Origin of the sequence: Vibrio gazogenes (genome assembly GCF_023920225.1) — a bacterium.
Lineage (GTDB): Bacteria > Pseudomonadota > Gammaproteobacteria > Enterobacterales > Vibrionaceae > Vibrio > Vibrio gazogenes.
On the sequence record NZ_CP092587.1, the window covers coordinates 2,106,705 to 2,133,145 of the forward strand.

Consider the following 26,441-nt stretch of genomic DNA (forward strand, 5'->3'; position numbering starts at 1 on the left):
ACGCGCAATATAAAAATTCAGAGTACGCTAGGCCGTGGAAATCACTACTGAATGCTTTTATCAATCATAACAACTCAAGAATTAGGTTACTCATGTTTAAACGACTTGCACTTGTGGCCGCAATATCCACACTAGCGGGATGCGTCACAACAGAGGAAAGAAGCTTGCATCAGCAGACAATCGCAGCAATTCATGGTTCAGAAAGCAATATTAACCAACGCCTGACCAATCTAGAATTGCAGTCCAGTAATCAAGTCGATTACATCGATAGCCTGGAAAATGAAGTTTCTTCTTTAAAACAGCAAATACATAAACTCAATCAGAAGCACTATCAGCATTCATCACCACAGGAAATTAGCCCGACTCAATCACTGCAACATCTCGCTTCGTCTGATCCTGTACCTGCAAATAAGGTCGTCCTTGGTCAGGTTGAGCGGATCAGTATCGAATCGATCAAACAAACATTCGATGCCCGGGTCGATACGGGCGCTGCAACGTCTTCTCTGGACGCAACAGATATTGAAGAGTTTGAAAGAAATGGGAAAAACTGGGTTAGATTTCATTTATCTGGCCGGACACAGGATACGGACAAAGCAGCAGATAAGAAAAATGCTGACAATAAAGCCGCCAAGAAAGAAGCGAAGGACAACTGGATCGAAGCTCCCGTATTACGTTATGTCAAAATTCGACAAGCCTCGACATCGGAAACCGAGCGACGAGCCGTTGTTGAATTATGGATAAATGTCGGAAAGATTCGTGAACGGACAGAATTTACCCTTGCCGATCGCTCCCATATGTCACACCCGATTCTATTGGGACGTGAATTCCTTCGCGATATTGCGCTGGTGGATGTGAGTAAAAAGTACATTCAATCCACAGCCAAATAATTATCTGGTGAGTATTGACCATGACCTCCCGAATTCCATTTTATATTTCAATCATCCTGCTGGTTGCGATCGGCATTTATTTAAGCATTTTTCGCCATCAAGTTTATGGTGTTCCCTGGACGCCCGGTGAAACCAGACAAGTCTGGGAAATTGAAGCACGTATTCAATTTAATGCGCAGGGCAAAGAAGCGAAGGTTTCCCTCGCTGCACCATACACACAAGATGGATTCACACTGATCAGTGAATCCGCATCTTCGCCGGGGTATGGGGTTTCTTACCTTGAATCGACCCCAGGAAGTCGCCGGGCCGAATGGTCGATTCGTCAGGCCAGTGGCCCACAGACCATCTATTATAAAACACAGTTCCTTGTTGACCCAGAGGCCAAAACACGTCCTAAACCGCCACATGGACCGGTCGATCCCCCGACGTTTGACAGTCCCGAAGAAGCAGCGGCTGTCTCCCTGATTACACTGGCAAATGAACGCTCGGCCGATGACATTTCGTTTACCAGAGAGCTCATCAAAGCCCTGAATGACGAGGAAAGTCAGAACGCGCAACTTCTGCTAAATCAAATGACCAAATATAAAGCAACGCAGAAGATGCTTTCATATTCAGGGATTCCCAATAAGATTGTCGGTGTCCTGCAACTGGAAGATGGCCGTCGTCGTCAGAGTATAGAGCCGATGAATGAAGTCTGGGACGGGGAACGTTGGATCGTCTTTAATCCGGACACAGGCAAACAGGCAAACCATCCGAACTTGTTGGTATGGGATGAATCCAATGTCTCTTTGCTTGATGTGATCGGCGGAAAAAACAGCCGGGTACAATTCAGCATGATTTCCCGCGAGGTTTCACCGCAGGAAGCGACCAACAGTAAAGTCAATGCAGATGGATTGCTTAATCTATCGATTCATAGCCTACCGTTAGAAGAACAAGCGATGTTTAAAACCATCATGTTAATTCCTATCGGTGCCCTGATTGTGGTATTTCTTCGCGTCATTATCGGACTCAAGACCTCCGGGACTTTTATGCCGGTTCTTATCGCTGTGGCATTTGTTCAGACGCAATTGCTCACAGGTATTATCGGTTTTCTATTGATTGTGGGTACGGGGCTATTTATCCGCAGTTACCTGTCCAAACTGAACCTGTTACTTGTCGCCCGAATATCGGCCGTCATCATCGCTGTGATTCTGATGATCTCGCTCTTTACAGTCCTCTCTTTCCGGCTGGGGATTACCGAAGGACTCACGATTACATTCTTCCCGATGATTATTCTTTCATGGACCATTGAACGGATGTCGATTCTCTGGGAAGAAGATGGTGCCAAAGAAGTCTTCCTGCAAGGCGGAGGGTCGCTGTTTACAGCCATTCTTGTTTATCTGGGAATGACAAATCCATATGTTCAGCATCTCACATTTAATTTTATCGGATTACAGTTGATTGTGTTGGCGCTCATTCTGTTACTGGGAACTTATACCGGCTATCGTGTCAGCGAGTTAAAGCGCTTTAAACCTCTGGTAGATGAACTATGATTTTCGAAAAATATACCTCCCCTTTTCGCTTAAGGCATAAGGGGATTCTGGGGATGAACAAGCGTAACCATAGCTATATTGGTCGTTATAATGATCGCTCTAAATATCCTTTAGTTGATGATAAGCTCCGAACCAAGATCATTGCCGAGAAAGCCGGATGTACCGTGCCCCAGCTTATCGGTGTGATCCGTAACCAGTCTGAAGTCAAACAAATTCATCGACTGGTTCAGCAATGGCCAAGTTTTGTGATTAAACCTGCCCGCGGTAGTGGCGGAAAAGGGATTTTGGTCGTCACTTCCCATCAAGATGGTGTTTATGTCAAACCATCCGGTGCAACATTAAGTGCTGAAGATGTGGAAAGACATGTCAGTAATGCGCTTGCCGGACTCTTTTCCCTCGGGGGGAAAAATGACGTGGCAATCATCGAAAATCTGATTCAGTTTGACGACTGTTTCGACGGCTTCAGTTATGAAGGTGTACCGGATGTCCGAGTCATTGTGTTCAAAGGCTACCCTGTCATGTGCATGATGCGTCTTTCCACGCGGGCATCGGACGGAAAAGCAAACTTGCATCAGGGCGCGGTTGGTGTGGGAATTGATATTGCGACCGGTCGCGCGGTACGAGCGGTTCAGTTCGGGCAGCCCGTTACCCATCATCCGGATACAGGGCGAGCATTAATTGAATTGGATGTGCCTCACTGGCAACGTCTGCTTGAGCTTGCCGCACGCGCATGGGAAATGACCGGTTTAGGTTATATCGGAACCGATATGGTGCTGGATAAAAATAAAGGCCCGATGGTACTGGAGCTCAATGCGCGTCCCGGTCTTGCCATTCAGATCGCAAATGGTGCAGGCTTGCTCCCCAGACTCAGACATATCGAACATATTGGCTCACCTGAATTACCATTAACCGCTCAGGAACGTGTTGAATATGCCATGCAGCATTTTGCAGCGGCATCACAACATTTAATTTAATTCAATAAATCGGCCACCGCCCCCTGCCCTTTCTGCATACCTATCGTGATAGAAAGCTCGAACCGAGATAGCATCAGGGGGCGTACGACATCTATCTTCATAGGTTGCCGATCTTTTCACCTCACTTTGTCATGATTTTTACATTCGATTGCTAGTCTGATTGCATGTCGTTATCCATGATGGAGCTATGTGACAGACTATGAATATGAAAAAGAAAATATCCGTGATCATTCCCTGTTTCAATGAAAGTGAAGTGATTGATTTCACGGTCAAAGAGCTAATTTCCGTCACCAATGCAATTCCCGACTACCGTTTTGAGTTAATTTTTGTCAATGATGGCAGCTCGGATAACACTGAACAACAATTACTGGCGCATAGCCGTCGATATCACCAGGTGAGCCTGCTCTCTCTTTCACGTAATTTCGGCCACCAGCAAGCCGTGACCGCAGGACTGGATGCCAGCAGCGGAGATGCCGTGGTGTTAATTGATGCCGATTTACAGGATCCACCGAAACTCATCGAGCAGATGATCGCCAAATGGGAAGAGGGTTATGATGTGGTCTACGGTACTCGTGATCATCGGGCAGGTGAATCCGCCTTTAAACTTGCTTCAGCCAAGTTGTTCTACCGGATGCTCAACCGCCTGTCAGAAGTCCCGATTCCATTAGATACCGGCGATTTTCGGCTCATGGACAGGCAAGTTGTTGATCAACTGACAGCCATGCCGGAAAAAGCACGCTTTATCCGCGGCATGGTCAGTTGGATAGGCTTCAACCAAACGTCGATTCTTTATGAACGCTCACCTCGCTTTGCCGGAGAGTCAAAATATCCATTGCGTAAAATGCTCAAATTCGCATTGGATGGCATTCTTTCCTTTTCTGTAAAACCCCTGAAATTATCTATCATGATGGGCTTTCTGTGCTCCGGTGTTGCCTTTGCAATGCTGATATACTCGATTTATGTTCGGATGATGACCGACCACTGGGTTTCCGGCTGGACATCGTTATTCGTCGCGATCTTGTTTATTGGTGGTGTACAGTTAATCTCAATTGGCATCCTCGGTGAATATATCGCTCGTATCTACAATGAATCGAAAGGTCGCCCGCTTTATATCCTGAAAAAAGGAAGAGCTCTTGAATCTACCAAGAAGCATGCCGTGGTTAAATAATCGGATTCACCCCGAATTCCGGCAGACGCTCCGCTTTGCATTGGTCGGCGTATTGAATACCGGGGCGAGTTATATCCTATTCGTCCTTCTATACCAGCTACTCGGTTATTATATTGCTGCATCGGTTCTGGCTTATCTGGGCGGGATGCTGATCAGTTTCATGCTTAACCGAGGCTTTGTATTCAAAAGTACCGCGAGGCGCGGTCAGTTACTGCCGTTCTGTCTGGTCAATCTATCATCACTCGCCTGTAGTACCGGTATGTTGTATCTGTTCGTCGAACAACTCGCGATGTTCGTTTATTTTGCACAGGTTATTGCTATCGGTGTTTCAATGACCATCAACTACCTTGGTTATCGCACCGTGTTTTCTTCTCGGAGGACAAATGATAAATAATCATGCTTCATCCCCCTCAATGCCATACAATCCGTTCGATACCGTCTCACTGCTAAAATGGGGTATTTTGGCATTTGGTCTGATATGGACAGTATTCAATTTACATGAATCGATGTTAGAAAATGTGGCACATGATGCGCTGCCTTACATGGACAGTTATGTGTCTAAATTTGTCTCTGAAGGGCGTTGGGTTAATTTTGCTTTATTCGACACGTTGCGCCTTGTTCCTGCCGTGGTTGCCGGTACTTTATGTAATGTGTTTATTTTCATTTTTGGCTATCAAGTCGCCATGGGCGTCAGGAAAGATCGCTGGCTCGCCTGCTGCTTTGCACTGCTGATGATCAATGTTCCCTATTTTACCATGTTGTTCAAATGGCCGATGACACTGATCCCCGGTACTTTGATGCTGGCGTTGTTCAGTTGCATCAAAGACCGCTATTCACGCCCGGTGATCTTACTCACTTCAGGTATCTTGTTGTTTGCAACCTATCCTGCATTCTACTTCTTAATGCCTTTACTCTTTATCCGTCAGTTGAATGAAGAAAACTTCCGCAGTCTGCTGCAATTTCTGTGTCTCTGGATTGTCGGTTACGTCCTCGGCTACGCTGTCGCAAATTTAAGTGTTTATAGCTATACCTTGCTCCAGAACGGCACCGGTCACTTTATTGAGTTTGTGTCGTGGCGAAAATCAACCCCATCAACGGATATCAGCGGTATTATCGCCAATATCGCGAAAAGTGCGGGAAATTTTGAACGCAATGCCCGTTATCTGGCAGCGTTGAGTCCGTTGTTCTATATCCCGGCCGCCATCACCTTGATCTGGGCACTCAAGCATCATCTCAAATACACGCTGGTGGCTTTGCTGGTGGTCTTTTCCATCTATGCCAGCGTGATTCCTCTGGGCGTGAAAGTACCGCTCCGCTCCGGGGTTACCCTACCACTGGGGATGGCGATGCTGATCTTGTTGGTGCCTCACTTCTGGTGGAGAGCCCTGTTGTGGGTGACATTATTTGTCCCGTTTGCCTGGCAGATGCATCAATACAACTATGGCTACAACGAAAAAAGAATTCTGTTTGCTGAAATGGTGACAGAGCATGATGTCCACAATTATCTGCAACAACCGCAGCAATTCAGAAAAATCATTGTCAGCGTGGATGAAACCAAGACTAGTGCTTACTTCTACAAACTCACCGGTTCTGATGTATTTAAGAACCTGTCCAACCTGAGATTGCACTATATCAGACCTTATCTGTATCAATACGGCTGGCATGATAAGGACATTATTGTTAAAGATGTCCCGAGAGCACAGGTTCGGGGAGAAGCAACTATTGAAAAGCAAGGTGATCAATTATTGGTCTCTATCGATTAAATCGATATATCGTCATCTCAAACGAAAAAACCATCTGTTTTCAGATGGTTTTTTATTATTTGACCAATAATAAATTCAGCGAACCTCAGGATGCTTCTGCCGTCAGATCACCAGATTCAGGCGCATGATTCTGGCCGAATCCACGCAAACCAACGACATGAACGTGTTCATGGTTTTTGTGAATTTTCCGCACTAATTTATAGGTGGTGCCTTTTTCCGGGCTGATATTTTCCGGTGCGGCAATCAACAATTGCATATCTAACCGATCACACAACTCAAATAGTGTTGAAATCGATTTGCCATCAAGACGCGCAGCCTCATCGAGGAATAAGAGACGACATGGGACGATATCTTTACTGCGCAATCGACGGGATTCTTCCTCCCAGCTCTGCACGACCATCAACAGAATCGACTGACCGGTCCCGATCGCTTCTCCTGTCGAGAGCGCACCAGATTCCGCCTGTAACCAACCATCAGCGCCTCGGTTTACTTCAACATTCAGTTCCAGATAGTTCCGGTAGTCAAGTAACTCTTCCCCTAAAACCTGAGGAGAACGCTGCCCCATATCAATATGCGGATTGACCCGTTGGAATAATTTCGCCATCGATTCTGAGAACGTATAACGCGGACTGTTGAACAAATCTTGATGCTGCGCTTGTTGTTCCGATAACCCGGTCAGTAACATTTCATGACTTTCACGGACTTTGACATTCAAACGCACGCCATTCACCTGACCAAAATGGATATTGGACAAACCTTGGTTCAGCATCCGAATCCGGTTCTGCTCACGTTGAATGGTCTTGAGAATAATGCTGGCAACCGACTCAGAACTGATTGCCAAACGCGATTCTCGCTGGGTCAACTCTTCCGTCAACCGGCCAAGCTCCACTTCCATTTCTTCAATCGCTTCAACCGGATCATCGGTACGAATAATATCCTGACGAATCCGTTCACGCAGATGCTGATACACTTCGATATAAAAGAGCACCTTACGTTCCGGTCTGGCATTATCCTCAGACTGACGTAAAGCGTCTCTCAGCGTATCATTATCGGCAACCGCCAGACGCAGAGAACCTAATGCCTTATCGGACATGGAACGCAGTTCACCGGCTGACAAATAAGCCAGTTCCCGTCGATGTAAACGTCGCTCAACATCATGCTCCCGTGCCAGTCTCAGCACCGAGCACCATCCGGCTTTGGCATTCACAATAAACGTTCTGAGCTCACGATACTCTTTCTCAACCTTCTTCAGTTGCCGGCTCAGCGATGCCATCTCCATTTCGGTCGATGTCCGCGTTCTCTCCAATTCACTCTGTCGTTGCCGAGAAACATGTAAACGCTCATAAAGCTCATTTTTACGGCTTTCTGCGCGTTCCAGTGCGCTCGCATCGGTATGTACACCCAACTCTTGTAACTCTTGCTCAAACTCCCGCACGGTTTCGAGTTTTGACTGATGCGCACTCTTGAGTGAGGCCAGTACTTGGTTGTACTGACTGACCTGACCCTGCCGCTGTTTCAGCGTTTCTCTTGCCACGCCGCGCTGTGACTCGGCAAGTTGTAATTTTTCTTTCAGCTGTTCACTCAGAGCATCGCCCTGATTGACCAATGCTACGGCATCGGAATACTGTAGATGATGGCGACGCTCAATCAGATCTGAGATCGCAAAGATTTGAGTTTTCACCTGCTGCAACCGTTGATCAGCCTCATGATACTCACTTTCCAGTGCATCAAACTGCTCCGGATCGTTTTCGAGGGCATTGATACAATGACTCAATTGCTCAATAGTCGTACCGTGTTGCGTTAAAAAGTGTTTGGCCTCGTCCAGCTCCGCAAGTCTTTCTTCAATCTCACTGGCTTGATCCTGTAATGTGTCATCAGCCAATAAGTGAACAAATGGGGCAACCTTTTCAAGACTTGATAATGCATTTTTACTCTGCTGTTGTCGCGTCTGTAACTGTTGTTCCTGATGTGCCAACTCAGTCAAAGAACGACCAAACTGATTTAACTGTTCACGGCACGTCTGAAGTGCCTGTTCCGGATCGGCTTCAAACACGGTTGTCATATGAGAAGCAACAAAAGTCTGATAGGCCTGATACAAACGTTGGCTCTTTTGAGCATCAAATGACGCTTTGGCGTGCAACTCAACAATATCATCTCGCTGCGCCCGCAGTTGTTCCAATCGCTGCTCTCTTGCAGCCCGGCCAAATAAAGGAATCTCAGGGAAACGGGAATAACGAATCTGACGGTCATTCAGACGAACACATACTGCACCTTCAAGTTCATCGGCATCAAATGAACTGTCATCAAAAGCATCGACATCCCCTTCAATGATGTATACATCTTCAGGACAATCATCCAACTCGGCTAAACGCGCCTGAATTTCTGACAAATCAGAAACGACGATAGCGTGTCTGGCAGGACCGTACATCGCACTAAAATAAGGTGCGTCTTCCAGCGTAATATCATCATAAATTTCAGATAACAACATGCCGCCTAATGAGTCGGCCAGCGATTTTAACCGGGCATCATTGGCTCCTCCGGGAGAAGCCAGACGTTCAATGTCTTGTTCAAGATTGTGACGCTGTAATGCTAATTTTTCTTTCTCTGATGTCTGCTGTTTTTCTCGTTCCAGCGTATGCTGCATATGAGAAAATACGGCCTGTGAATTTTCCAGCGCTTCGCCGCTCTGTGCTCGCAAATCATCCAACGCATTACGCGCAACAATCCATTGTGGTGCAATCTGTTCTAATCGCTGAATTTGCGCTCGGACATCTTCTTGATTACGGCGTAAATCACTGCGTGATTCCCGCAGTGCGATCAACTCTTCTTCGACAACATCCAGCACTTCTTGATGCTTCTCACGCGCTTCATCAATCGCGGATTCATCCTCAAGACTTTCCCGATGTTCCTGTTGGTAGGACTCTGCCAGTGCGACGATATGGTTCTGCCGCTCTAACTGACGAGAAACTTCACTTTGACGGGTGTACCACTGGTTTTCCTGAGCAATCAATTGGTTGCACTGTCGCGATTTTTCAATCAGTGACACACCGTGCTCATGGGCGGTTTGGCGAGTTACATCACCGAGTACGGATTGAACTAACTGAAATGCCTGCTCAAACTGAGATGCGACAGCAGCCGACATATCCAAACGATGTTTCAGTTGCAAAACTCGCTCGGTCATCTCGTGTTGTGACTGGTTCAACGTCTGAATTTTCTGCGATGCATTTTCAGCCGTCAGACTTTCATCATCCAGTGCTGTTTTCGCTTTTTCGAGTGCCTGAACCGCTTGCTGATACTGGAGTGCTCTGGTTTGTTGAACATCCAGTGCCTGCTGATAATCAGCCAGTTGCGACTTCAGACTATCGACTTCATCTTCTAGAATCGTGGCATTGTACTCTGCTTCATGCGTCTGTTCCTGAGCCTCCTCAACCACCATCAGTTGTTCTTCTAGCCGTTCATTCAGCTCTTCCAAATCGTCTCGGTAACGCTCAATTTTTTCCTTTTGACGCAAAGCGTTATGAACCAATTGCAAATAATCAGATGCACTTTGGTGATCTTGTTCCAATGCCGATTCATGCGCTGTCAGTTCATCCAGTTCCTCTTTCACACGTGTGAGCAACTCACTTTGCGTGACTAAGGTTTGCTGCGCTCCAAACAAGGTCTGGCGGAATGTTAGGGCCTGTTCAACTTTACTACGGCGCTCATTCGCATGACGCATGTAATCAGACGCAACATAGTTGGTCGATTCAGTAATCAGGTGTTTGAACAAATCCCGATCCGCTTGGGTGGTTTTGATCGCTTCAAGCGTCATCCGGTTTTCCCGAAGAGCTGCTTCCATATCCTGAAACGCTTTTTTCACACCACCATTTTGCGGTAATAAATAGTCCCGCAACGAGCGCGTTATCGCACTGGAAATCCCGCCATACAAGGATGCTTCAATCAAACGATAGAATTTGGAACGATCACTGCTCGAACGCATTTTCTTCGGGATAACGCCAAATTCAAACATCTGGGTGTGATAATCCACCACTGAGCTAAATGTTTTGAACTGCGTCCCTTCCAAACCTGCAACAGCATCTTTGACTTCACTGACGGCCCTAACCCGCGCCTGTTGATCGGAGAGTGTTTCAATCAAAATATCAGTGGGCCGGATATGGCTGGGGATTCCCTGCACCAGAAACGGTTTAATATCGACTTTTTTATCCCGACCGGCAACCTGTTGTAACCTGACGGCAAACAACACTCTCTGCTTGCGCGAGTTGACCACGTCCAACGCTGCATAACAGGTGCCGGGTTGAAGTTTACCGTGTAATCCCTTGTCTCTCGAAGACTGAGAACTACCCGCTTCAGTGGTATTACGAAAATGCAGCAGGCTTTGATCCGGGATCAGTGCGGTGATAAAGGCCGCCATTGTGGTTGATTTCCCCGCACCATTCCCGCCGGAAAGCGTGGTGACCAAATTATCGATATCAAATGTACGGGCAAAAAAACCGTTCCAGTTGATCATGGTCAGCGATTGATACTTACCTCTTTCAATCATGCTTCACCTTCAAATCCTGTTAATGCTTCTGATGAGGTCGTTTCTGCTGCCGCCTCATCGATATCTTCCGCCACTTCATGAACGTCTTGGCCTGGAATGACCGCTTCACCGTCACGAATCAATCTCAATTGTGCTGCTTGCATGTCATCACCGACACGGACATCTGCACCAAAACGGAAGACCGCCTCGGTAATCCGAAACTTTTCACTTTCTCCCAGAACGACCAGCATGCCCATTCGGCGCAGTTTTCTTAAGGACGTCCTGACTTTTTCAAATAGCTTTTCCCGATCCAGATCCGACCCGCCGGCCCGGAAAGTCACCAACCGCATCAGCTTCTTCTCATCGACCAGCGTGAGTAACTCTTCATACAATTCCTGATGTGTAAAAATCCCTTCATGGGCCAGTCTTTCAGGACTGAGATATAAAAAGCAAAGCACCTTGCCGACCAACATATCGAGTTCGGATAACACACTCCGGTTAAGCAATGATGTGGAACGCGGTCTTAAATAGAAGAAACCTTCGGGAGCACGCACCAACTCAGTATTATAACGCTGATAAAATTGAGCCAGCTCAGGCTCAAAATCGGACAAAAATGTGTGATTATCCATATCTTCACCGGAAACATGCCTGCCGGCACGTAATAAACTATCCAGTGCCGGAAATAACGGATTGGAAAGTGCTTTAACCAGTTTCTCTGGCATGTATTCATTCATATCTGTCGATGACATTTGCTTGTACCTTTGCACCAAATTCATTGATTGCCTGCCAATCCGGTTGAATCGCCTGATAATCAGACGCTGAATATCCTAACCGGACGGCCTGATCGACCACGATTCTGGCTAAATCAAAATGATGCGTTTTTGGATGTTCTGTGAGGTAATTCTTTAAAATGATGCCGAGATCAATCGGTGTACCTTGCTCTTTATGCACGGTCAGCATCTCACCGATCTGCTCTGCCAGCACATCGTTGACCTGTTGAAACTCTTCGTATTCAACATCTTCGGGGACTTGTCCTGTGACTTCATCGTCACGGAGAACCAAGGCTTCATCCCGCATATCCATGAAGCGCTCAGCATCGGCAAAAGTGAGGAACCAAGGGGCCTCAAAGTAGTCGTTCATCGACTGACGTAAGCGCTGACTAAACGCACGGTTTTGGTCCATATCAATCGCGGTCCGGATGAATTTATGCACATGCCGGTCGTAACCGATCCATAAATCAATAGCCTGTTGACCCCAACTGATAATTCGATCGAGTTTGAGCTGCAACTGAAATAATGTTTCTTCAATAAACGTCAGTCCGGATTCACCATAAACACATTCCTGAATATCAAGGATCTGCGTCTGCATTTCATCACCGGCAGTCTGAAGCGTATCCTGCAACTCTTTCAACGTCGATGACGTCTCTGACAAGAGTGATTCACAATTTTGAATGGCATCACGCCAATCTTTATTCAACAACTGGGCAATCTGTTCTTTGATCTCTTGTTGCTGCTCATCCATCACTCGCTGGTTGAGATCGATCTGATCAAAAATCTCACCCACGGAATATTTCAAGATGCCATAAACATTCTTTTGCCAGTGAGACTCCGTGCCACCTTTTTCAGCCGCTTCTCTGGCTTTTGCCATTTCATCCGCAACAATCGACAGTTGAATCGACAACTTCAGTTTAGAAAATTCACGATGACGCAGATAATAATCAGTGATGCCTATTGCCAATGGCGACAATCGATAGATACTCGCACCATCGGTCACTTCACTGGTAAAACGCCGGATAAGCCGCTGGTGAACCAATTCATTGATCGCATTATTGGCCCGAAAAGCGGATGCTTCACCGGTCTCATCAAATAACCGAGTGACGATCGCAAATGCATCATGTAATTCCCCTTCACCGAGTTCGTCATCAAAGCGATCCCGACTCAATACGGCTATCGCAATCAAAAATGCGAGCCGCTCGGTATCCAGGTTGAGAGACAAGTCATGCTGCCTGACCCATCCAACCAATTCATCGATTGGTTGTACTTCGGCTTGTTGCGCCAATTCGTCTATCATTGTTTCCATCATTTTTACTTTTTTCTGGCCCATACATGAATATAACGACCCAGAGATAAATAAGGCTCTTGCCGACATAATTGCCTTTCAAGCGCCAGTAAATCTTCTTCCGTGTATTCTCCCATATTCTGGCGATTACCAATGTAATCACTGAACGAGCGAATACCACTTTTGCCTTCAATACTGAATCCACAAGCTTCTATCCATTGATAGACGACCTCTGGATTCAGGCCTTGCTGCGGCTGCAACTTAAATCGTTTGCGATATGGCATACCCTCTAATACATGGGGGATATTCCCGCATATGACATTTTTCAGAACTAATCCGTGATGATTGTAAAACATGATAGACGCAACGCCACCGCTCCGAACCTGAGCCAGTAATTTTTCCAACGCATCCTTCGGATCGGCTAGCCACTCCATCACGGCGTGAAACATCAAGAAGTCAACCGGATCAGTGAGATATTGTTGCATATCCTGTACTGCCGCATGGACAAAGCGATACTGCGCAAGCAGACCATTTTTTTCAATATCGGTTTGCGCCAACTGCAACATTTCAGAAGAAAGATCACATAATGTCACCTGATGTCCCTGCATCGCGAGCCGTTGCGATAGCTGTGCCAACCCGCCACCGGCATCCAGCACCGAAAGTGGCAGCTGTTCCGGAGGAAATGATGTTAAAATAGTTTGAATATCTTCCCATACGATGGTCTGTCGGATCATACCTTTGTCAGAGCCATATATATTTTTTGCAAATTTGTGGGCAATATCGTCGAAATTGCGATCTTCAGTCACAGTAGCTTGAGTTATGATAACGAATCGTGCTGCTATTCTGTCATAGGAATGGCAGGAATAAAGAGGATTATTCGTTTTTAATCTCAATTGCTGTTTTTTCGGACTATTTCTTATATGTTTGAGCTTAAAAAAATCATAGCTGCATTAATGATGCCCCTTCCCGCCTTGCTCATCATCGGTTTTATTGGCCTCATGATGATTATGTTTTCAACAAAAAGGAAAACCGGTTGCCTGATTGTTCTGTTCTCTTACTCGTTGCTGTTTCTAGCATCATTTCAACCCGTTTCAGATCGCCTTCTCGCACCATTGGAACGTAAGTATTCAGCTTTTTTACCCGTTGAGGGTAGCATTGACTACATTATGGTTCTCGGCAGTGGTCATATCGTCGATGACCAACTCCCACCGACATCTCAGCTCAGTCGCTCAGCGCTGATGCGGCTTACTGAAGGGATCCGAATCATGCGGATGTATCCGGGGTCTCGCCTAATTCTTTCCGGATATGCAGGTGGTACTCGATTCAGTCATGCCCGAATGCTGGCAAGAGTAGCCTTATCACTCGGTGTGGCAAAATCAGATATTGTGTTACTGGAAAGTGCCAGAGATACTTGGGAAGAAGCCCAGTTAGCCGCGAGTTTTGTCGGATCGCGAAAATTAGTGCTCGTCACCTCTGCCAGTCATATGGATCGTGCGTTGCATGAATTTCAATCAGCCGGACTAACTCCGATCCCGGCACCGACCAACTACCTGTCCTATAAAAATATAGCGCAACCGTGGATAAAATATGCCCCTAAGGCGATTTATCTCGAGCAGACAGAAAAATATTGGTATGAAACGTTGGGAAGGTTTTGGCGCTATTTGAAAAACTGGGTTGCTAATCAGGAAGCGACCGTCGAAAAACCGTTAAAACAAGAGCGGTAGCATGATGTTATCTCTGCATGTGAATCAAGACTTACGGTCTGGATTCAGCCGTTGAGTGGAACGAGTGCTTCATTTTGATTGCTATTACTGAATCGGCAGTCTAAAATTCGCGGTTAAAGCATATTCTATACTAGGGGCTGTTGACCTTTCGTGGTTGAATTTTGTTCAATCTGAACGGGTATTGATCGCGGCGCGGGGCATGCCGCTTAGCTATCCTAAGCAAATGACCCGTAACAAAGAGCAAGACACGTTCAGATGAACCCTTTGGGCAGCATTTGTCGCTCATTTATCCAGCGTTAGGTCATGGTTCATGTAGATCGCTACACTTCACATGACCTGCCTTGACTAAATGCACGACAAATTGCTGCAAAAACCATCACGAAAGGTCAACAGCCCCTAGACAAAAACCGCTAAATTTAGCGGTTTTTGTCCTTATCGCAGAATAACCTCGGAATGTCATTTCTGTGCGGGTTATCCGATTATACAAATAGATAAAATCTTCATAACTAAACATTCAATTGTGATTTGCTCCGGATTGCTGGATCTTCAGCATAAGCGACAGGACAATACCTATGGCTACGATAAAAGACGTTGCCCGCTTGGCGGGAGTTTCAACAACAACTGTTTCACATGTAATTAACAAAACTCGATTTGTGGCAGAAACGACTCAAGAAAAAGTCATGGAAGCCGTGAAAACTCTGAACTATGCACCAAGTGCTGTGGCTCGGAGTTTGAAGTGTAACTCAACGCGTACAATCGGCATGTTAGTAACTCAGTCGACCAACCCCTTCTTCTCTGAAGTCATCGATGGTGTTGAAAGTTATTGTTACCGACAAGGCTACACGCTCATCTTATGTAATACCGGTGGCTTATACGAAAAGCAACGCGACTACATCCGGATGCTGGCTGAAAAACGGGTCGATGGCATGTTAGTCATGTGTTCTGACCTGACTGCCGAGCTTCTGGAAATGCTCGAAACCTATAGTGATATTCCCAAAGTCATTATGGACTGGGGGCCTGAAAGCTCACAAGCCGACAAAATCATCGATAACTCAGAAGAAGGCGGCTACCTTGCAACTAAGTATCTGATTGATAAAGGTCACCGCGATATTGCTTGTCTGAGTGGACATTTATCAAAAGCGGCTTGTCAGGAACGGATTCAAGGGTTTTACAGAGCCATGGCAGAAGCTGGTTTGACCCCGAATGAAAACTGGATACTAGAAGGTAACTTCGAATGTGATACAGCAGTTTTGGCTGCTGATAAAATTATTGCGATGGATGAACAGCCCACTGCTGTTTTTTGCTTCAATGACACGATGGCTTTAGGACTCATAAGTCGCTTACAACAAAGAGGCATCAAGATTCCTGAGGATATCTCGGTGATCGGTTACGACAATATTGAGATCTCTGAATATTTTTCTCCGCCACTGACAACGATTCACCAACCGAAACGTCGGGTCGGGAAAAACGCTTTTGAAATCTTATTGGAACGGATCAAAAGTAAAGAGCATGAGCGCCGCACGTTTGAAATGCATCCTGAAATTGTGGAACGCAATACCGTAAAAGATTTAAATAAAAAATAACATTAATTTTACATTTCGTTGGAGGGTGGTCATTCCTCCAACCACTTTCTTTCTATTGATAACCTTTATTAATTGGACTAGAATCACACATTGTGGAGTGGTTATTAGCATACTTACTTCATAATTCCGTACTGGAAAAGTGTCACGCACAGGGCAAACCATCTGAAAAGATGGGACGCAAAGCCTCCGGCCTAAACCATGAAAATGATAGGTAGCGGGGTTACCGATGGCAAAAATGCATTTCATGTTCGTCAATCATTTGACGTTCTGTTAACATATCTTCTGCATTCTTTTGCTACATTCTCGGACCTGACTTTGGTGGCGTATTCATTTAAAAATACACCGAGACGTAAAAGCATGGATAAACCAATTCTTAGAGATTCAATGCGGCTTTTTGAACAACTAGGCCGTGTCAAATCACGCTCAATGTTCGGCGGGTTTGGTATTTTCGTCAACGACATCATGTTTGCACTTGTCGTTCAAAACAAACTACATATACGGGCGGACAGTCACTCACTGGAAACATTTAAAGCAAAAGGTTTTGAACCTTATGTGTATACAAAACGTGGGTTTCCTGTTGTGACTAAATATTTTGCACTGCCCGCAGACTATTGGAATGATGCGGACACGATTTTCAATATTGCAAAACAAGCCTATTTGAATGCAAAAAATGAAAAAACGACCCATGTAGAGACAAAACCGAAACGCTTGAAAGATCTGCCTAACCTTCGCTTAGCAACTGAACGCATGCTACGTAAAGCAGGGATTAATTCAGTTGAAGAGCTTCATCAAAAAGGTTCTCTCAGCGCATATAAAGCGATTTTGAGCTCTCATCCCGCTACACAACCACCACTAGAGCTCCTATGGGCATTAGAAGGTGCGATTGAAGGAAAACATTGGTCTGTGATTTCTCAGGCAAGACGCGACGAGCTAGCTCGGCAAATTTAATTTGTTGAATAAGCTTTTTACTATCGTATACATTTCCCGAAGTATACAACTCCCGTTTGCTCGTCGAGCCGGAATAAAAAAGCACCGTTAACGGTGCTTTTTTTACTCAATCATTTTCTCAATAGAATAAAAATCAATTCGTATGCGAGTAGCCCATCAATGCAGCTTCGTACATTTGGACATACTGCTGAGCAGACTCTTCCCAACGAAAATCTTGCTCCATCGCCCGCAGTTGTATCGCTAACTTTTTCTCTGGCTGCTGCAAATAGAACAGTAATGCACGTTGCATACAAATGAGTAATGCTTCCGGTGTCGGTTCAGTAAAACTGAACCCTGTCGCTTTATCGGGAAAGTGGTCATAATCAAAAACAGTATCTTTCAGTCCACCAACCTCTCGGACAATCGGCAACGTGCCATAAGCCATGCTATAAATCTGGTTTAATCCACACGCTTCAAACTCAGAGGGCATCAGAAAGAAATCAGAGGCAGCTTCAACCAAATGAGCAAAACGGTTGCTGTAAGCATCAACAAACGCAAATTTCTGTGATGATGTTGCAGATATTTGGTGCAGGCGATTTGCTATCTCCGGCTCCCCTGTCCCGACAATCACCAATTGCACGTCATTTCTCAGAAACTGTTCCAGAATCGGCAGCAAATAGTGAAATCCTTTCTGATAGGTCAAACGACAAACCATTCCAAACACGGGGACATCACGGGTTGGCAATAACAATTCTTCTTGTAGCTGACGTTTACAGGTTACTTTCCCTTCTTGTAAAGAGTCGGGCTCATTGGTGTAATTTCGTGGAATATAACTGTCAATTCGGGGATCCCACTCCGAGTAATCACAACCATTAATAATACCGAACAAATCTCTCTCGCGACGGACAAAATCATCGACTAATCCGTGGGCACCAAGTGGTGTCAGTAACTCAGCAGCATAGTGACGACTGACAGCATTAATCTTATCCGCATACGCGATGCCAACTCTCAGTGCACTCACATAGCCGTGCCCATACTGTAGGGCCCCCATACCACTTAAATGCAATTCAGGGATGATTTCTAATTCATCATAAGAAAATACCCCTTTAAATAGAGCATTATGGATCGTCAATACACTCTTCATCCGCTGAAAATAGGGATCATTGGCATAACGTGTTTTTAATAAGAAAGGGACGAATCCGGTATGCCAATCATTGGCATGAATGATATCAGGCTGAATACCCAATTTTGGTAAAACATCCAATGCCGCAGCAGAAAAGAATCCAAACCGTTCTCCATTATCGGCATAGGCTCGATTATGTTCAGAATACAACTCCGGCCGATCAAAATATTTATCACAGTCAATCAAGTAAATTTCAACACCGTCTCGGTCAAACTTACGAACTTGATAAGCCGTATGAGGCCAGTGAGACAATTCAGTCTCCAGAATCACGGCTGTGTCAGTTCTGTTCGGTACGAGACGATAACCCGGCAATACAATTCTTACACGATGTCCCATGCCACTCAAAGCTGTCGGAAGCGCTTTTGCGACATCGGCTAAACCACCACTTTTTATAATCCCTTCAACTTCTGAAACGGTAAACCATACATCGATTTGTTTCATGTTAGAATCCAACTTTCGTTCCTTTTGCAATCACAACAATTCCTCCTTCAGAGACATAGAACCGTTTCCTGTCCAATTCTAAGTCTTCACCAATCACGGTGCCGGGAGCAATTTCAACATACTTATCAATAATCGTCCGTTTGATAGTACAACCTGCACCAATCTTTCCATCACCTAAAATAACAGATTCACTGATATGAGAACCAGCTGCAATATTACTCCGATAGCCAAGAATTGATTTAAAGATCGTCGCCCCTTGAATGTAGCTACCTACCGACACCAGACTATCCGTGATCTTGACGCGACGATCATCGGCATCCACAAATGTTGCCGGTGGTAACGGTGGATAATAGGTATGGAGTGGCCAACTCCGGTTGTATAGGGAAAATAAGGGCTCATTACTCAACAAGTCCATGTTGGCAGCCCAATAAGAATCGATGGTTCCGACATCTCGCCAATAGGTTGCTTTTTTTTCACCTTTGATTTTATTTGTCGAGAAATCGTAAACATAGACATGACCTTCAGGGAAAAGTTTCGGAATGATATCTTTCCCGAAATCATGGCTGGAATATTCATTGACTGCATCTTTTTTCAATTCATCGCAAAGAACGTCTGCATCAAAAATATAGTTGCCCATTGAAATTAACGCCCACTCCGGTTCTCCGGGAATCGGCTTAGGGTTGTCCGGCTTTTCTTCAAAACCGATCATCTTTCCATCATGGTCAACTTCAATTACACCAAACTGGGATGCCTCCTTGATTGGCATTCGTAGCGCAGAGACAGTCAGATAAGCATCTGTTTGTTTATGGAAATCCAACATTTGGCGGACGTCCATTTTATAGATATGATCCGAGCCAAATATACAAACATAATCAGGTGAGGCAAGTTCGATAAAACGAACATTTTGATAAATAGCATCAGCGGTTCCTTCATACCAACGTCTCCCATCTCTCATCTGAGCAGGAATAACATCAATAAATCGATCCGTAATACCAGACACATTCCAACCTTTTTTCAGGTGGACATAAAGTGATTGGGACTTAAATTGGGTCAATACGTAAATCCGCATTAAATCCGCATTAACAAAGTTGTTCAGAGCAAAATCAATTAGTCGATAGCTTCCTCCAAATGGAACTGCGGGTTTACTTCTGCCTTCAGTTAAAGGTCTCAACCGAGATCCTTCACCACCAGCTAGGATCATACTCAATACACCAGCCATGATTGAAACTCCATATTACTTTTTATAATCTGCTGCAACCTAGTGCCATAGGTCGGTACTTACTTTTTAATCTCTCTCATGTTACAAAAAATAATGCAACACATTGTTTATAACTGTTTATAAGTTATCGGGATTACCACAGAATACAAAATTGAAACATCAAACTAGTGAAGCACTTATCGGTTAGCCTCTCCAACTCCCAAGCTAGTTCACAGAAAGGAAAAAAAGTAAGAATATTATGAACATCATGCTACGGCACTGAACAAGGGACTGGTATGAAATCTTCACTAAGCCGCTCTACCGATCCCGATACTGCCGAAATATCCAAACAATACATCAATCATAATATAAAAAAGGCAGCGATTTGCTGCCTTAGTTCTTATGATTTTGCTTTTTTTCTCTTATCTGTGACTTGCCACTGACCATCAACATACAAAACGGTCCAGCCAGTAGGTTTGCCGTCAACTTCCGTACGCACATAATGCTCTTTCGATTTACGGCTAAACCGAATGACGGCGGGAGCGCCATCAGGATCATGGGTTGGCGCAGAAGCCAGGTACTTAAACTTATCAGGGATACGCTCTTCAAAACGCACAAATTCTTCAACTAACGGCGCCCGGGTTTCTCTCGACTTAGGGAAATTACTGGCAGCCATAAACAGCCCGGATGCCCCATCACGCAAAACAAAATAAGCATCCGATTTCTCACAGGGTAACTCTGGGAAATGAACCGGTTCTTCCTTCGGTGGGGCAACCTCACCATTTTTCAGGATCTTACGGGTATTTTTACACGACTCATTGGTACATCCCATATATTTGCCGAAACGACCATTTTTCAGCACCATATCTGCGCCACATTTGTCACATTCGACAACAGGCCCATCATATCCTTTAACTTTGAATTCACCATGTTCGACGATATAACCGTCACAATTCGGGTTATTACCACAGACATGTAATTTCCGCTTATCATCGATCAGATAAGCATCCATTGCTGTTTCACAAATAGGACACCGTTTTTTTGCCCGTAAGGCAGCGGTTTCAACATCCTCTTCAAGGACATTAATCACCCCATCTTCATCACCCAGATTGATCGTCGTCTTACAACGTTCTTTCGGTGGTAAAGCATATCCCGAACATCCGAGGAATACTCCAGTGGACGCGGTACGAATCCCCATCGGCCGAGAGCATGTCGGACACTCGATATCCGTCAAAACGATATGATTCGGCTTCATACCTCCATCTTCTTCCTGCATCTCTGCTTGCTCCAGAGAGACAGAAAAATCGCTGAAGAAGTTATCAAGAACACCCTTCCACTTCACATGCCCTTCAGCAATCTGATCCAACTTCTCTTCCATTCGGGCAGTAAAATCATAGTTCATCAGGTCATTGAAACTATCATCTAAACGATCAGTGACAATCTCACCCATTTTTTCAGCATAGAAACGTCGTTGCTCAATTTTTGCATAACCGCGATCTTGGATTGTGGAGATAATCGATGCATAAGTCGATGGGCGACCGATTCCGCGTTTCTCAAGCTCTTTTACAAGCGCGGCTTCGGTATATCTTGCTGGTGGTTTGGTAAAGTGTTGCTTCGGATCCAATGCCTCTAAAGATAACGTTTCTCCGATTTGCACACCCGGCAGAATTTGATCTTCATTCTTACCCATAGGTCTCTGAACACAAGTCCAACCATCAAACTTCAGAATACGCCCCTTCGCTTTCAGGGTATACTCAGCAGCTTTCACACTAATTGTGGTTGAATCATAGCGTGCTGGCGTCATCTGACAAGCAACAAACTGATTCCAGATTAATGTGTATAGTTTATGTGCATCGGCTTCCATCCCTTCGAGCGAATCAGCCAGAACATTGACATCTGAGGGACGAATTGCCTCATGGGCCTCTTGAGCCCCCGCTTTACTGCCATAGACATTGGGACTGTCGGGTAGATACGCGTCTCCGAAGTTTGTCTGCACATAATCCCGGACAGCATCAACAGCTTCGGAACTCAGATTCGTCGAGTCCGTCCGCATATAAGTGATATAACCCGCTTCGTACAAACGTTGCGCGAGCATCATGGTTTTCTTCACACCATATCCCAAACGCGTACTTGCGGCTTGTTGCAATGTCGAGGTAATAAATGGTGCAGAAGGTTTGCTCGATGTGGGGCGGTCTTCCCGCTTACACACCTCATATTGTGCCGACTCAAGCACGCGAACCGCTGTTGTTGCATCCTGCTCATTCAATGGCTTAAATGCCACACCATCTTTCTGTGCAACAAGCAAGCGTAGGGCTTTACTATCCGGGGTTTGAGTATCAGCATGAATATCCCAAAACTCTTCCGGCACAAATGCCTTAATTTCTCGTTCTTTTTCAACCAGTAGCTTGACCGCCACGGACTGAACCCGACCTGCCGACAAGCCACGAGCAACTTTCTTCCACAACAGCGGAGAAACCATGAACCCCACAACACGATCCATAAAACGACGTGCTTGCTGAGCATTCACACCATCCATATTCAGTTCACCGGGCTCATTGAAAGCCTGTTGGATCGCATTCTTGGTGATTTCATTAAAGACGACGCGTTTGTAGCGGTCTTCTTCTCCGCCGATAATCTCACGTAAATGCCATGCGATAGCTTCCCCCTCACGGTCCAAATCCGTTGCGAGGTAAACGCAGTCAGCATCTTTTGCTAACTTCTGAAGTTCAGAAACGACTTTTTCCTTGCCCGGAAGCACCTGATAATTCGCTTCCCAACCATGGTATGGATCAACCCCCATTTTTTTAATCAGTGCATTGCGTTCTTTCTCTTTTTTTAAACGTTCTTTTTCTTCTGCACTTAAATGTTTCGTTGAAACAGGTGTTGATTTTTTGGTTGAACTTGCTTGACCAGAGGTAGGAAGATCTCGGACATGACCGACACTAGACTTCACAATATAGTCTCGGCCAAGATATTTATTAATCGTTTTAGCTTTGGCTGGAGACTCCACTATAACCAGTGATTTACCCATAATTGACTCAAATGTCCTTAATCCAAATGCGAACTTGGCCGCAATTACACTCAAAATTAGCTTCTTTTTACTATCGAGCGAGATAACAAGAAGATCAACCTGTTTTTGCAAATTGATACTTAATTGCTCGACAATTGTCCGAATCGAATTTTAGCTTAGTCTAAAATTCAGATAGACACTCAGGTAATCTCACTCAGGATACCGTCTTGTATGCTGGTGCATATTCTCAAACGGCTATCTCAAACTGCCTGCGTATACTAAATGGACTCTCGACATCTCTCGAAAAAAATCCACCGTTCTATGGGATAAGTCACAGAATAAGCCATGATAGCCACCATAATTCTGGCTTCTGAACAAGCTCTTCCTCACAAAAACTGCATATCAGAGTCATTTCGGTATAAAATGGGCCGACTTGGATGAAAGGAGGTACGAATGAACAATAAGAAAGCCATTTCCACTTCAGATCTGCTAATGATTGCCAATCAATTGATTCAGGAACATGAACATTACATTGAAGGGATGCGTGCAGAGTCCGTTGAAGAAAAAGACGGTGTACTGGTATTTAAAGGCAACTATTTTCTTGATGAACAAGGCTTACCAACTGCAAAAACAACCGCGGTATTTAATATGTTCAAATATTTAGCACATCAACTGTCTAAAGAATTTACGCTTCAGAGTGAGGCCAGCGCAACACGATAGAAGCGCATTCATGTCGTTGATTTATGCCACTTACGTCATGTAAGCGGCATATTTTGGTATATAGATGCTATTTGCTGCGCTCTGTCATCCGTGATTACACATCATGCGAACGACTTAAGCCCTTCAAACGGTCAAAATAATCAGGAAAAGTCTTCGACGTACACCCCGGATCATTAATCGTCACCGGAGTTTCACTCAAAGCAACCAATGAAAAGCACATTGCCATACGATGGTCATCATAGGTGTCAATTGCCGCATGTTGCAAAACCACGGGTGGGGTAATCACGATATAATCTTCCCCTTCTTCAACCTGAGCTCCGACTTTGCGGAGTTCCGTGGCCATCGCGGTCAGACGATCAGTTTCTTTCACTCGCCAGTTATATACATTACGAATTGTCGTGGTGCCTTCAGCAAACAATGCTGTGGTTGCGATCGTCATTGCCGCATCAGGAATATGATTGAAATCCATATCGACAGCCTTTAACGTACCACGGTGAGCACAGATATAGTCGTCTCCCCATTCAATCTTAGCGCCCATTTTTTCTAGCGCATCGGCAAAATGAATATCACCCTGAATGCTGTTTTTTCCGATCCCTGTGACTTTCACCGAGCCGCCTTGAATCGCAGCAGCGGCAAGAAAATAAGAGGCTGACGAAGCATCGCCTTCAACGAGAAAATCACCGGGCGACACATAGGACTGTCCGCCTTGGATGATAAATTCGCGATAATCGTTATTGGTAACAGAGATACCAAATGTAGCCATAATATGCAGCGTAATATCGATATAGGGTTTAGAAACTAATTCACCGACAATCTCAATCCGCGTTTCACTATCAGCCAATGGGGCTGACATAAGGAAGGCCGTTAAAAACTGGCTGGAAATAGACCCGTCAATACGAACGGTTCCACCTTTCAGTCCCGTCCCTTGGATCCGCAGTGGCGGAAAGTGTTCATTCTCCAGATACTGAATATCCGCACCCGCCTGACGTAATGCATCGACCAAATGGCCAATCGGCCGCTCTTTCATACGGGGTTCACCGGTGAGTGTATAAGTGCCGGTTCCCAGACACAAAGCCGCTGCTAAAGGGCGCATCGCTGTACCGGCATTACCGAGAAACAGTTCCAGAACATCACGCTCTGATTGAAAAGCATGACCCAGTCCATCCACTTCACAAATCGTTTTATCTTCGGAAAGACGATAGGATACACCCAGTGATTTCAACGCATTCAACATATGGCGAATATCATCGCTATCGAGCAGATTGGTCAAACGCGTCGTCCCTTTGGCTAAGGCGGCCAACAGTAACGCTCGGTTGGATACACTTTTTGAACCGGGTAAATTGATTTCACCCTGAATACTTTTGATCGGTTGTAATGTAAGGCTTTCCATCTAAAGATTGTTTTCCTTGCACCGCTCGTGTTTATTTTGATGAGCAGTGAAAATTTTTCGTATAGTGAGACTATCGAAATTCCTGAGTGAAAACTAGTCTCAAAAACGCCAATTCAATAGAAAAAGCACCTTGTTAGAATCGATCTTCTGCGCTTAATAGACTTTATCGACGCGAACCCCATCATCGAAATAAAGAATACGAACCCGATCAGACTGAGTAAAAATCATGTTGGGATCGACTTCCTGAATCACATCGATATACCGTTTTCCTTCAACTTTAATCAATAATTCAACCGCCTTATCCTCTCTTTGATAAGAGCGAGTCGCATGATGCCGGGCAATACCGCCACCAGCAATCGAGCCCACAATCGTCGCCAGTGACTGACCATGCCCATCACCAAATTGATGACCGATGATGCCACCGGCGACTGCACCAATGAAAGTTTGCCAACCATTGTCGCGGGCGTGAACCACTTCTGTCTGAGAAAAATAACGCACCGACTCGATCTGACCAAAAACAACTTGATTTACTGGACGCGCAACATTTCTTTCATAAGCAGCATTTGCAATCAGAGGAAAAACAAATAAGATCAGGATTAACAAGCGCATAAATAGATCTCCGATGAACTGAATTGATATGACAATCTATCTCCCAGAACTGGCCATGGATGAGTATTCATTCCCACCGCTCAATCAAGCACTGGACGACCCAAACGGGTTACTTGCCTTTGGTGGCGATCTCCATCCGGATCGACTTCTGGCTGCATACCGTTCGGGCATTTTTCCCTGGTACAGTCCAGGAGAGCCAATTCTGTGGTGGAGCCCTTCACCAAGAGCCATTATCTCACCTAAGACATTTAAACCCGCCAAAAGTCTCCGTAAATTTCAGAGAAAAGCGAGCTATGCCATCAGTATGAACCAGTGTACTGATAAAATTATAGAATTATGTGCCGACACACGCCCCCCCTCTGAAACTTGGCTAACGCCTGAAATGAAATCTGCTTACCAACGGCTATCTCGCTTAGGCTACTGTCACTCAATTGAAGTCTGGCAGGACTCGGAAATTATTGGCGGATTATATGGGATTCAAATCGGGCAGCTCTTTTGCGGTGAATCCATGTTCAGTTTAAAAACTAACGCTTCTAAAATCGGATTGTGGGCCTTTTGTCGGCATTTTTCCCGGTATGGCGGACAATTGATCGATTGTCAGGTCATGAATTCTCATTTGGCATCTTTGGGTGCTGAAGAGCTTGAGCGTGACCAATTTATAAAAACGTTATCCAAACTTAAATATAAAGAGATAGATCCCAGCTGTTATTCACCACAGTGGATATCATTGGACTTATCAGCAGACTGATCGAATT

At 45.2% G+C, this 26,441-nt stretch carries 20 protein-coding genes and 1 riboswitch; of the genes, 11 read left to right on the forward strand and 9 right to left on the reverse strand.

The window, feature by feature from the left end; translation table 11 throughout:
- Positions 1 to 92: 92 nt before the first annotated feature.
- From MKS89_RS09320 to MKS89_RS09345, 6 genes are all read left to right on the forward strand, one after another.
- Positions 93 to 887, forward strand: a complete 795-nt coding sequence (locus MKS89_RS09320) for an ATP-dependent zinc protease family protein (protein ID WP_072958570.1) — start codon at positions 93 to 95, stop codon at positions 885 to 887.
- A 20-nt stretch (positions 888 to 907) separates the two neighbouring features.
- Positions 908 to 2,419: an inactive transglutaminase family protein gene (locus tag MKS89_RS09325; protein WP_072958573.1), complete on the forward strand. Its 1,512-nt coding sequence runs from the start codon at positions 908 to 910 to the stop codon at positions 2,417 to 2,419.
- Complete coding sequence (locus MKS89_RS09330) at positions 2,416 to 3,393, forward strand: alpha-L-glutamate ligase-like protein (RefSeq protein WP_072958575.1); 978 nt, start codon at positions 2,416 to 2,418, stop codon at positions 3,391 to 3,393. Before MKS89_RS09325 ends, MKS89_RS09330 begins: the two co-directional genes overlap by 4 nt.
- Positions 3,394 to 3,598: 205 nt before the next feature.
- Positions 3,599 to 4,561, forward strand: a complete 963-nt coding sequence (locus tag MKS89_RS09335) for a glycosyltransferase family 2 protein (RefSeq protein WP_072958850.1) — start codon at positions 3,599 to 3,601, stop codon at positions 4,559 to 4,561.
- Positions 4,527 to 4,955 (forward strand): GtrA family protein, encoded by a 429-nt coding sequence (locus tag MKS89_RS09340; protein ID WP_131814898.1) that lies wholly within the window; start codon positions 4,527 to 4,529, stop codon positions 4,953 to 4,955. The genes MKS89_RS09335 and MKS89_RS09340 overlap by 35 nt, the downstream gene beginning before the upstream one ends.
- The gene (locus MKS89_RS09345; RefSeq protein ID WP_077316456.1) at positions 4,945 to 6,324 is read left to right on the forward strand and encodes a hypothetical protein; all 1,380 of its coding nucleotides are present in this window, start codon (positions 4,945 to 4,947) and stop codon (positions 6,322 to 6,324) included. The genes MKS89_RS09340 and MKS89_RS09345 overlap by 11 nt, the downstream gene beginning before the upstream one ends.
- An 85-nt stretch (positions 6,325 to 6,409) precedes the next feature.
- On the opposite strand, the gene mukB is transcribed toward MKS89_RS09345, so the two are convergent.
- The 4 genes from mukB to cmoM are packed head-to-tail and all read right to left on the reverse strand — an operon-like array spanning position 6,410 to position 13,707.
- Positions 6,410 to 10,864 (reverse strand): chromosome partition protein MukB, encoded by a 4,455-nt coding sequence (gene mukB / locus MKS89_RS09350; RefSeq protein WP_072958578.1) that lies wholly within the window; start codon positions 10,862 to 10,864, stop codon positions 6,410 to 6,412.
- Positions 10,861 to 11,592 (reverse strand): chromosome partition protein MukE, encoded by a 732-nt coding sequence (gene mukE / locus MKS89_RS09355; RefSeq protein ID WP_072958580.1) that lies wholly within the window; start codon positions 11,590 to 11,592, stop codon positions 10,861 to 10,863. Before mukE ends, mukB begins: the two co-directional genes overlap by 4 nt.
- Positions 11,570 to 12,913 (reverse strand): chromosome partition protein MukF, encoded by a 1,344-nt coding sequence (gene mukF / locus MKS89_RS09360; RefSeq protein ID WP_106406958.1) that lies wholly within the window; start codon positions 12,911 to 12,913, stop codon positions 11,570 to 11,572. The genes mukE and mukF overlap by 23 nt, the downstream gene beginning before the upstream one ends.
- 14 nt (positions 12,914 to 12,927) lie before the next feature.
- Positions 12,928 to 13,707, reverse strand: a complete 780-nt coding sequence (gene cmoM, locus MKS89_RS09365; RefSeq protein ID WP_077316493.1) for a tRNA uridine 5-oxyacetic acid(34) methyltransferase CmoM — start codon at positions 13,705 to 13,707, stop codon at positions 12,928 to 12,930.
- An 87-nt stretch (positions 13,708 to 13,794) separates the two neighbouring features.
- Between cmoM and elyC the strand changes: the two genes are divergently transcribed.
- The 3 genes from elyC to MKS89_RS09380 all read left to right on the forward strand — a co-directional run bounded on the left by elyC (position 13,795) and on the right by MKS89_RS09380 (position 17,156).
- Entirely contained in the window at positions 13,795 to 14,625 is an 831-nt protein-coding gene (elyC, locus tag MKS89_RS09370; RefSeq protein WP_205409174.1) for an envelope biogenesis factor ElyC, read from the forward strand.
- Between the two features lie 572 nt (positions 14,626 to 15,197).
- On the forward strand, positions 15,198 to 16,208 hold the full coding sequence (purR, locus tag MKS89_RS09375) for an HTH-type transcriptional repressor PurR (RefSeq protein WP_072958583.1): 1,011 nt from the start codon (positions 15,198 to 15,200) through the stop codon (positions 16,206 to 16,208).
- A 142-nt stretch (positions 16,209 to 16,350) separates the two neighbouring features.
- Positions 16,351 to 16,436: riboswitch (cyclic di-GMP riboswitch) on the forward strand.
- 129 nt (positions 16,437 to 16,565) lie between these two features.
- The gene (locus tag MKS89_RS09380) at positions 16,566 to 17,156 is read left to right on the forward strand and encodes a TfoX/Sxy family DNA transformation protein (RefSeq protein WP_072958862.1); all 591 of its coding nucleotides are present in this window, start codon (positions 16,566 to 16,568) and stop codon (positions 17,154 to 17,156) included.
- 133 nt (positions 17,157 to 17,289) lie between these two features.
- On the opposite strand, the gene glgA is transcribed toward MKS89_RS09380, so the two are convergent.
- The 3 genes from glgA to topA form a co-directional block, all read right to left on the reverse strand.
- Positions 17,290 to 18,759 (reverse strand): glycogen synthase GlgA, encoded by a 1,470-nt coding sequence (gene glgA, locus MKS89_RS09385; protein ID WP_072958586.1) that lies wholly within the window; start codon positions 18,757 to 18,759, stop codon positions 17,290 to 17,292.
- Position 18,760: 1 nt separating this feature from the next.
- The gene (gene glgC / locus MKS89_RS09390) at positions 18,761 to 19,978 is read right to left on the reverse strand and encodes a glucose-1-phosphate adenylyltransferase (RefSeq protein ID WP_072958589.1); all 1,218 of its coding nucleotides are present in this window, start codon (positions 19,976 to 19,978) and stop codon (positions 18,761 to 18,763) included.
- Positions 19,979 to 20,357: 379 nt separating this feature from the next.
- Positions 20,358 to 22,988 carry a type I DNA topoisomerase gene (topA, locus tag MKS89_RS09395; RefSeq protein WP_072958592.1) on the reverse strand — a complete coding sequence of 877 codons (2,631 nt, stop codon included), beginning with the start codon at positions 22,986 to 22,988 and terminating at the stop codon, positions 20,358 to 20,360.
- Positions 22,989 to 23,420: 432 nt separating this feature from the next.
- On the opposite strand from topA, the gene MKS89_RS09400 reads away from it, so the two are divergent.
- Positions 23,421 to 23,687, forward strand: coding sequence for a YciN family protein (locus tag MKS89_RS09400; RefSeq protein ID WP_072958595.1), 267 nt, complete (start codon positions 23,421 to 23,423; stop codon positions 23,685 to 23,687).
- Positions 23,688 to 23,781: 94 nt separating this feature from the next.
- Here MKS89_RS09400 and aroA read toward each other — a convergent pair whose 3' ends face one another.
- Both aroA and MKS89_RS09410 read right to left on the reverse strand, forming a co-directional pair.
- The gene (gene aroA / locus MKS89_RS09405) at positions 23,782 to 25,077 is read right to left on the reverse strand and encodes a 3-phosphoshikimate 1-carboxyvinyltransferase (protein ID WP_072958598.1); all 1,296 of its coding nucleotides are present in this window, start codon (positions 25,075 to 25,077) and stop codon (positions 23,782 to 23,784) included.
- 153 nt (positions 25,078 to 25,230) lie between these two features.
- Positions 25,231 to 25,686 carry an outer membrane lipoprotein gene (locus tag MKS89_RS09410; protein WP_072958600.1) on the reverse strand — a complete coding sequence of 152 codons (456 nt, stop codon included), beginning with the start codon at positions 25,684 to 25,686 and terminating at the stop codon, positions 25,231 to 25,233.
- 28 nt (positions 25,687 to 25,714) lie between these two features.
- Here MKS89_RS09410 and aat point away from each other — a divergent pair, with 28 nt between their 5' ends.
- Positions 25,715 to 26,434, forward strand: coding sequence for a leucyl/phenylalanyl-tRNA--protein transferase (gene aat, locus MKS89_RS09415; RefSeq protein WP_072958603.1), 720 nt, complete (start codon positions 25,715 to 25,717; stop codon positions 26,432 to 26,434).
- Positions 26,435 to 26,441 lie beyond the last annotated feature (7 nt).

What these genes read in the sequence shown, in the direction of transcription:
- MKS89_RS09410 (WP_072958600.1), bottom strand. Translation starts at nt 25,686, where the DNA reads ATGCGCTTGTTAATCCTGATCTTATTTGTTTTTCCTCTGATTGCAAAT.
- mukB (WP_072958578.1), bottom strand. Translation starts at nt 10,864, where the DNA reads ATGATTGAAAGAGGTAAGTATCAATCGCTGACCATGATCAACTGGAAC.
- MKS89_RS09320 (WP_072958570.1), top strand. Translation starts at nt 93, where the DNA reads ATGTTTAAACGACTTGCACTTGTGGCCGCAATATCCACACTAGCGGGA.
- topA (WP_072958592.1), bottom strand. Translation starts at nt 22,988, where the DNA reads ATGGGTAAATCACTGGTTATAGTGGAGTCTCCAGCCAAAGCTAAAACG.
- MKS89_RS09345 (WP_077316456.1), top strand. Translation starts at nt 4,945, where the DNA reads ATGATAAATAATCATGCTTCATCCCCCTCAATGCCATACAATCCGTTC.
- glgC (WP_072958589.1), bottom strand. Translation starts at nt 19,978, where the DNA reads ATGGCTGGTGTATTGAGTATGATCCTAGCTGGTGGTGAAGGATCTCGG.
- purR (WP_072958583.1), top strand. Translation starts at nt 15,198, where the DNA reads ATGGCTACGATAAAAGACGTTGCCCGCTTGGCGGGAGTTTCAACAACA.
- MKS89_RS09400 (WP_072958595.1), top strand. Translation starts at nt 23,421, where the DNA reads ATGAACAATAAGAAAGCCATTTCCACTTCAGATCTGCTAATGATTGCC.
- mukF (WP_106406958.1), bottom strand. Translation starts at nt 12,913, where the DNA reads ATGATAGACGAATTGGCGCAACAAGCCGAAGTACAACCAATCGATGAA.
- MKS89_RS09330 (WP_072958575.1), top strand. Translation starts at nt 2,416, where the DNA reads ATGATTTTCGAAAAATATACCTCCCCTTTTCGCTTAAGGCATAAGGGG.
- aat (WP_072958603.1), top strand. Translation starts at nt 25,715, where the DNA reads ATGACAATCTATCTCCCAGAACTGGCCATGGATGAGTATTCATTCCCA.
- MKS89_RS09380 (WP_072958862.1), top strand. Translation starts at nt 16,566, where the DNA reads ATGGATAAACCAATTCTTAGAGATTCAATGCGGCTTTTTGAACAACTA.
- MKS89_RS09325 (WP_072958573.1), top strand. Translation starts at nt 908, where the DNA reads ATGACCTCCCGAATTCCATTTTATATTTCAATCATCCTGCTGGTTGCG.
- MKS89_RS09335 (WP_072958850.1), top strand. Translation starts at nt 3,599, where the DNA reads ATGAAAAAGAAAATATCCGTGATCATTCCCTGTTTCAATGAAAGTGAA.
- glgA (WP_072958586.1), bottom strand. Translation starts at nt 18,759, where the DNA reads ATGAAACAAATCGATGTATGGTTTACCGTTTCAGAAGTTGAAGGGATT.
- aroA (WP_072958598.1), bottom strand. Translation starts at nt 25,077, where the DNA reads ATGGAAAGCCTTACATTACAACCGATCAAAAGTATTCAGGGTGAAATC.
- mukE (WP_072958580.1), bottom strand. Translation starts at nt 11,592, where the DNA reads ATGTCATCGACAGATATGAATGAATACATGCCAGAGAAACTGGTTAAA.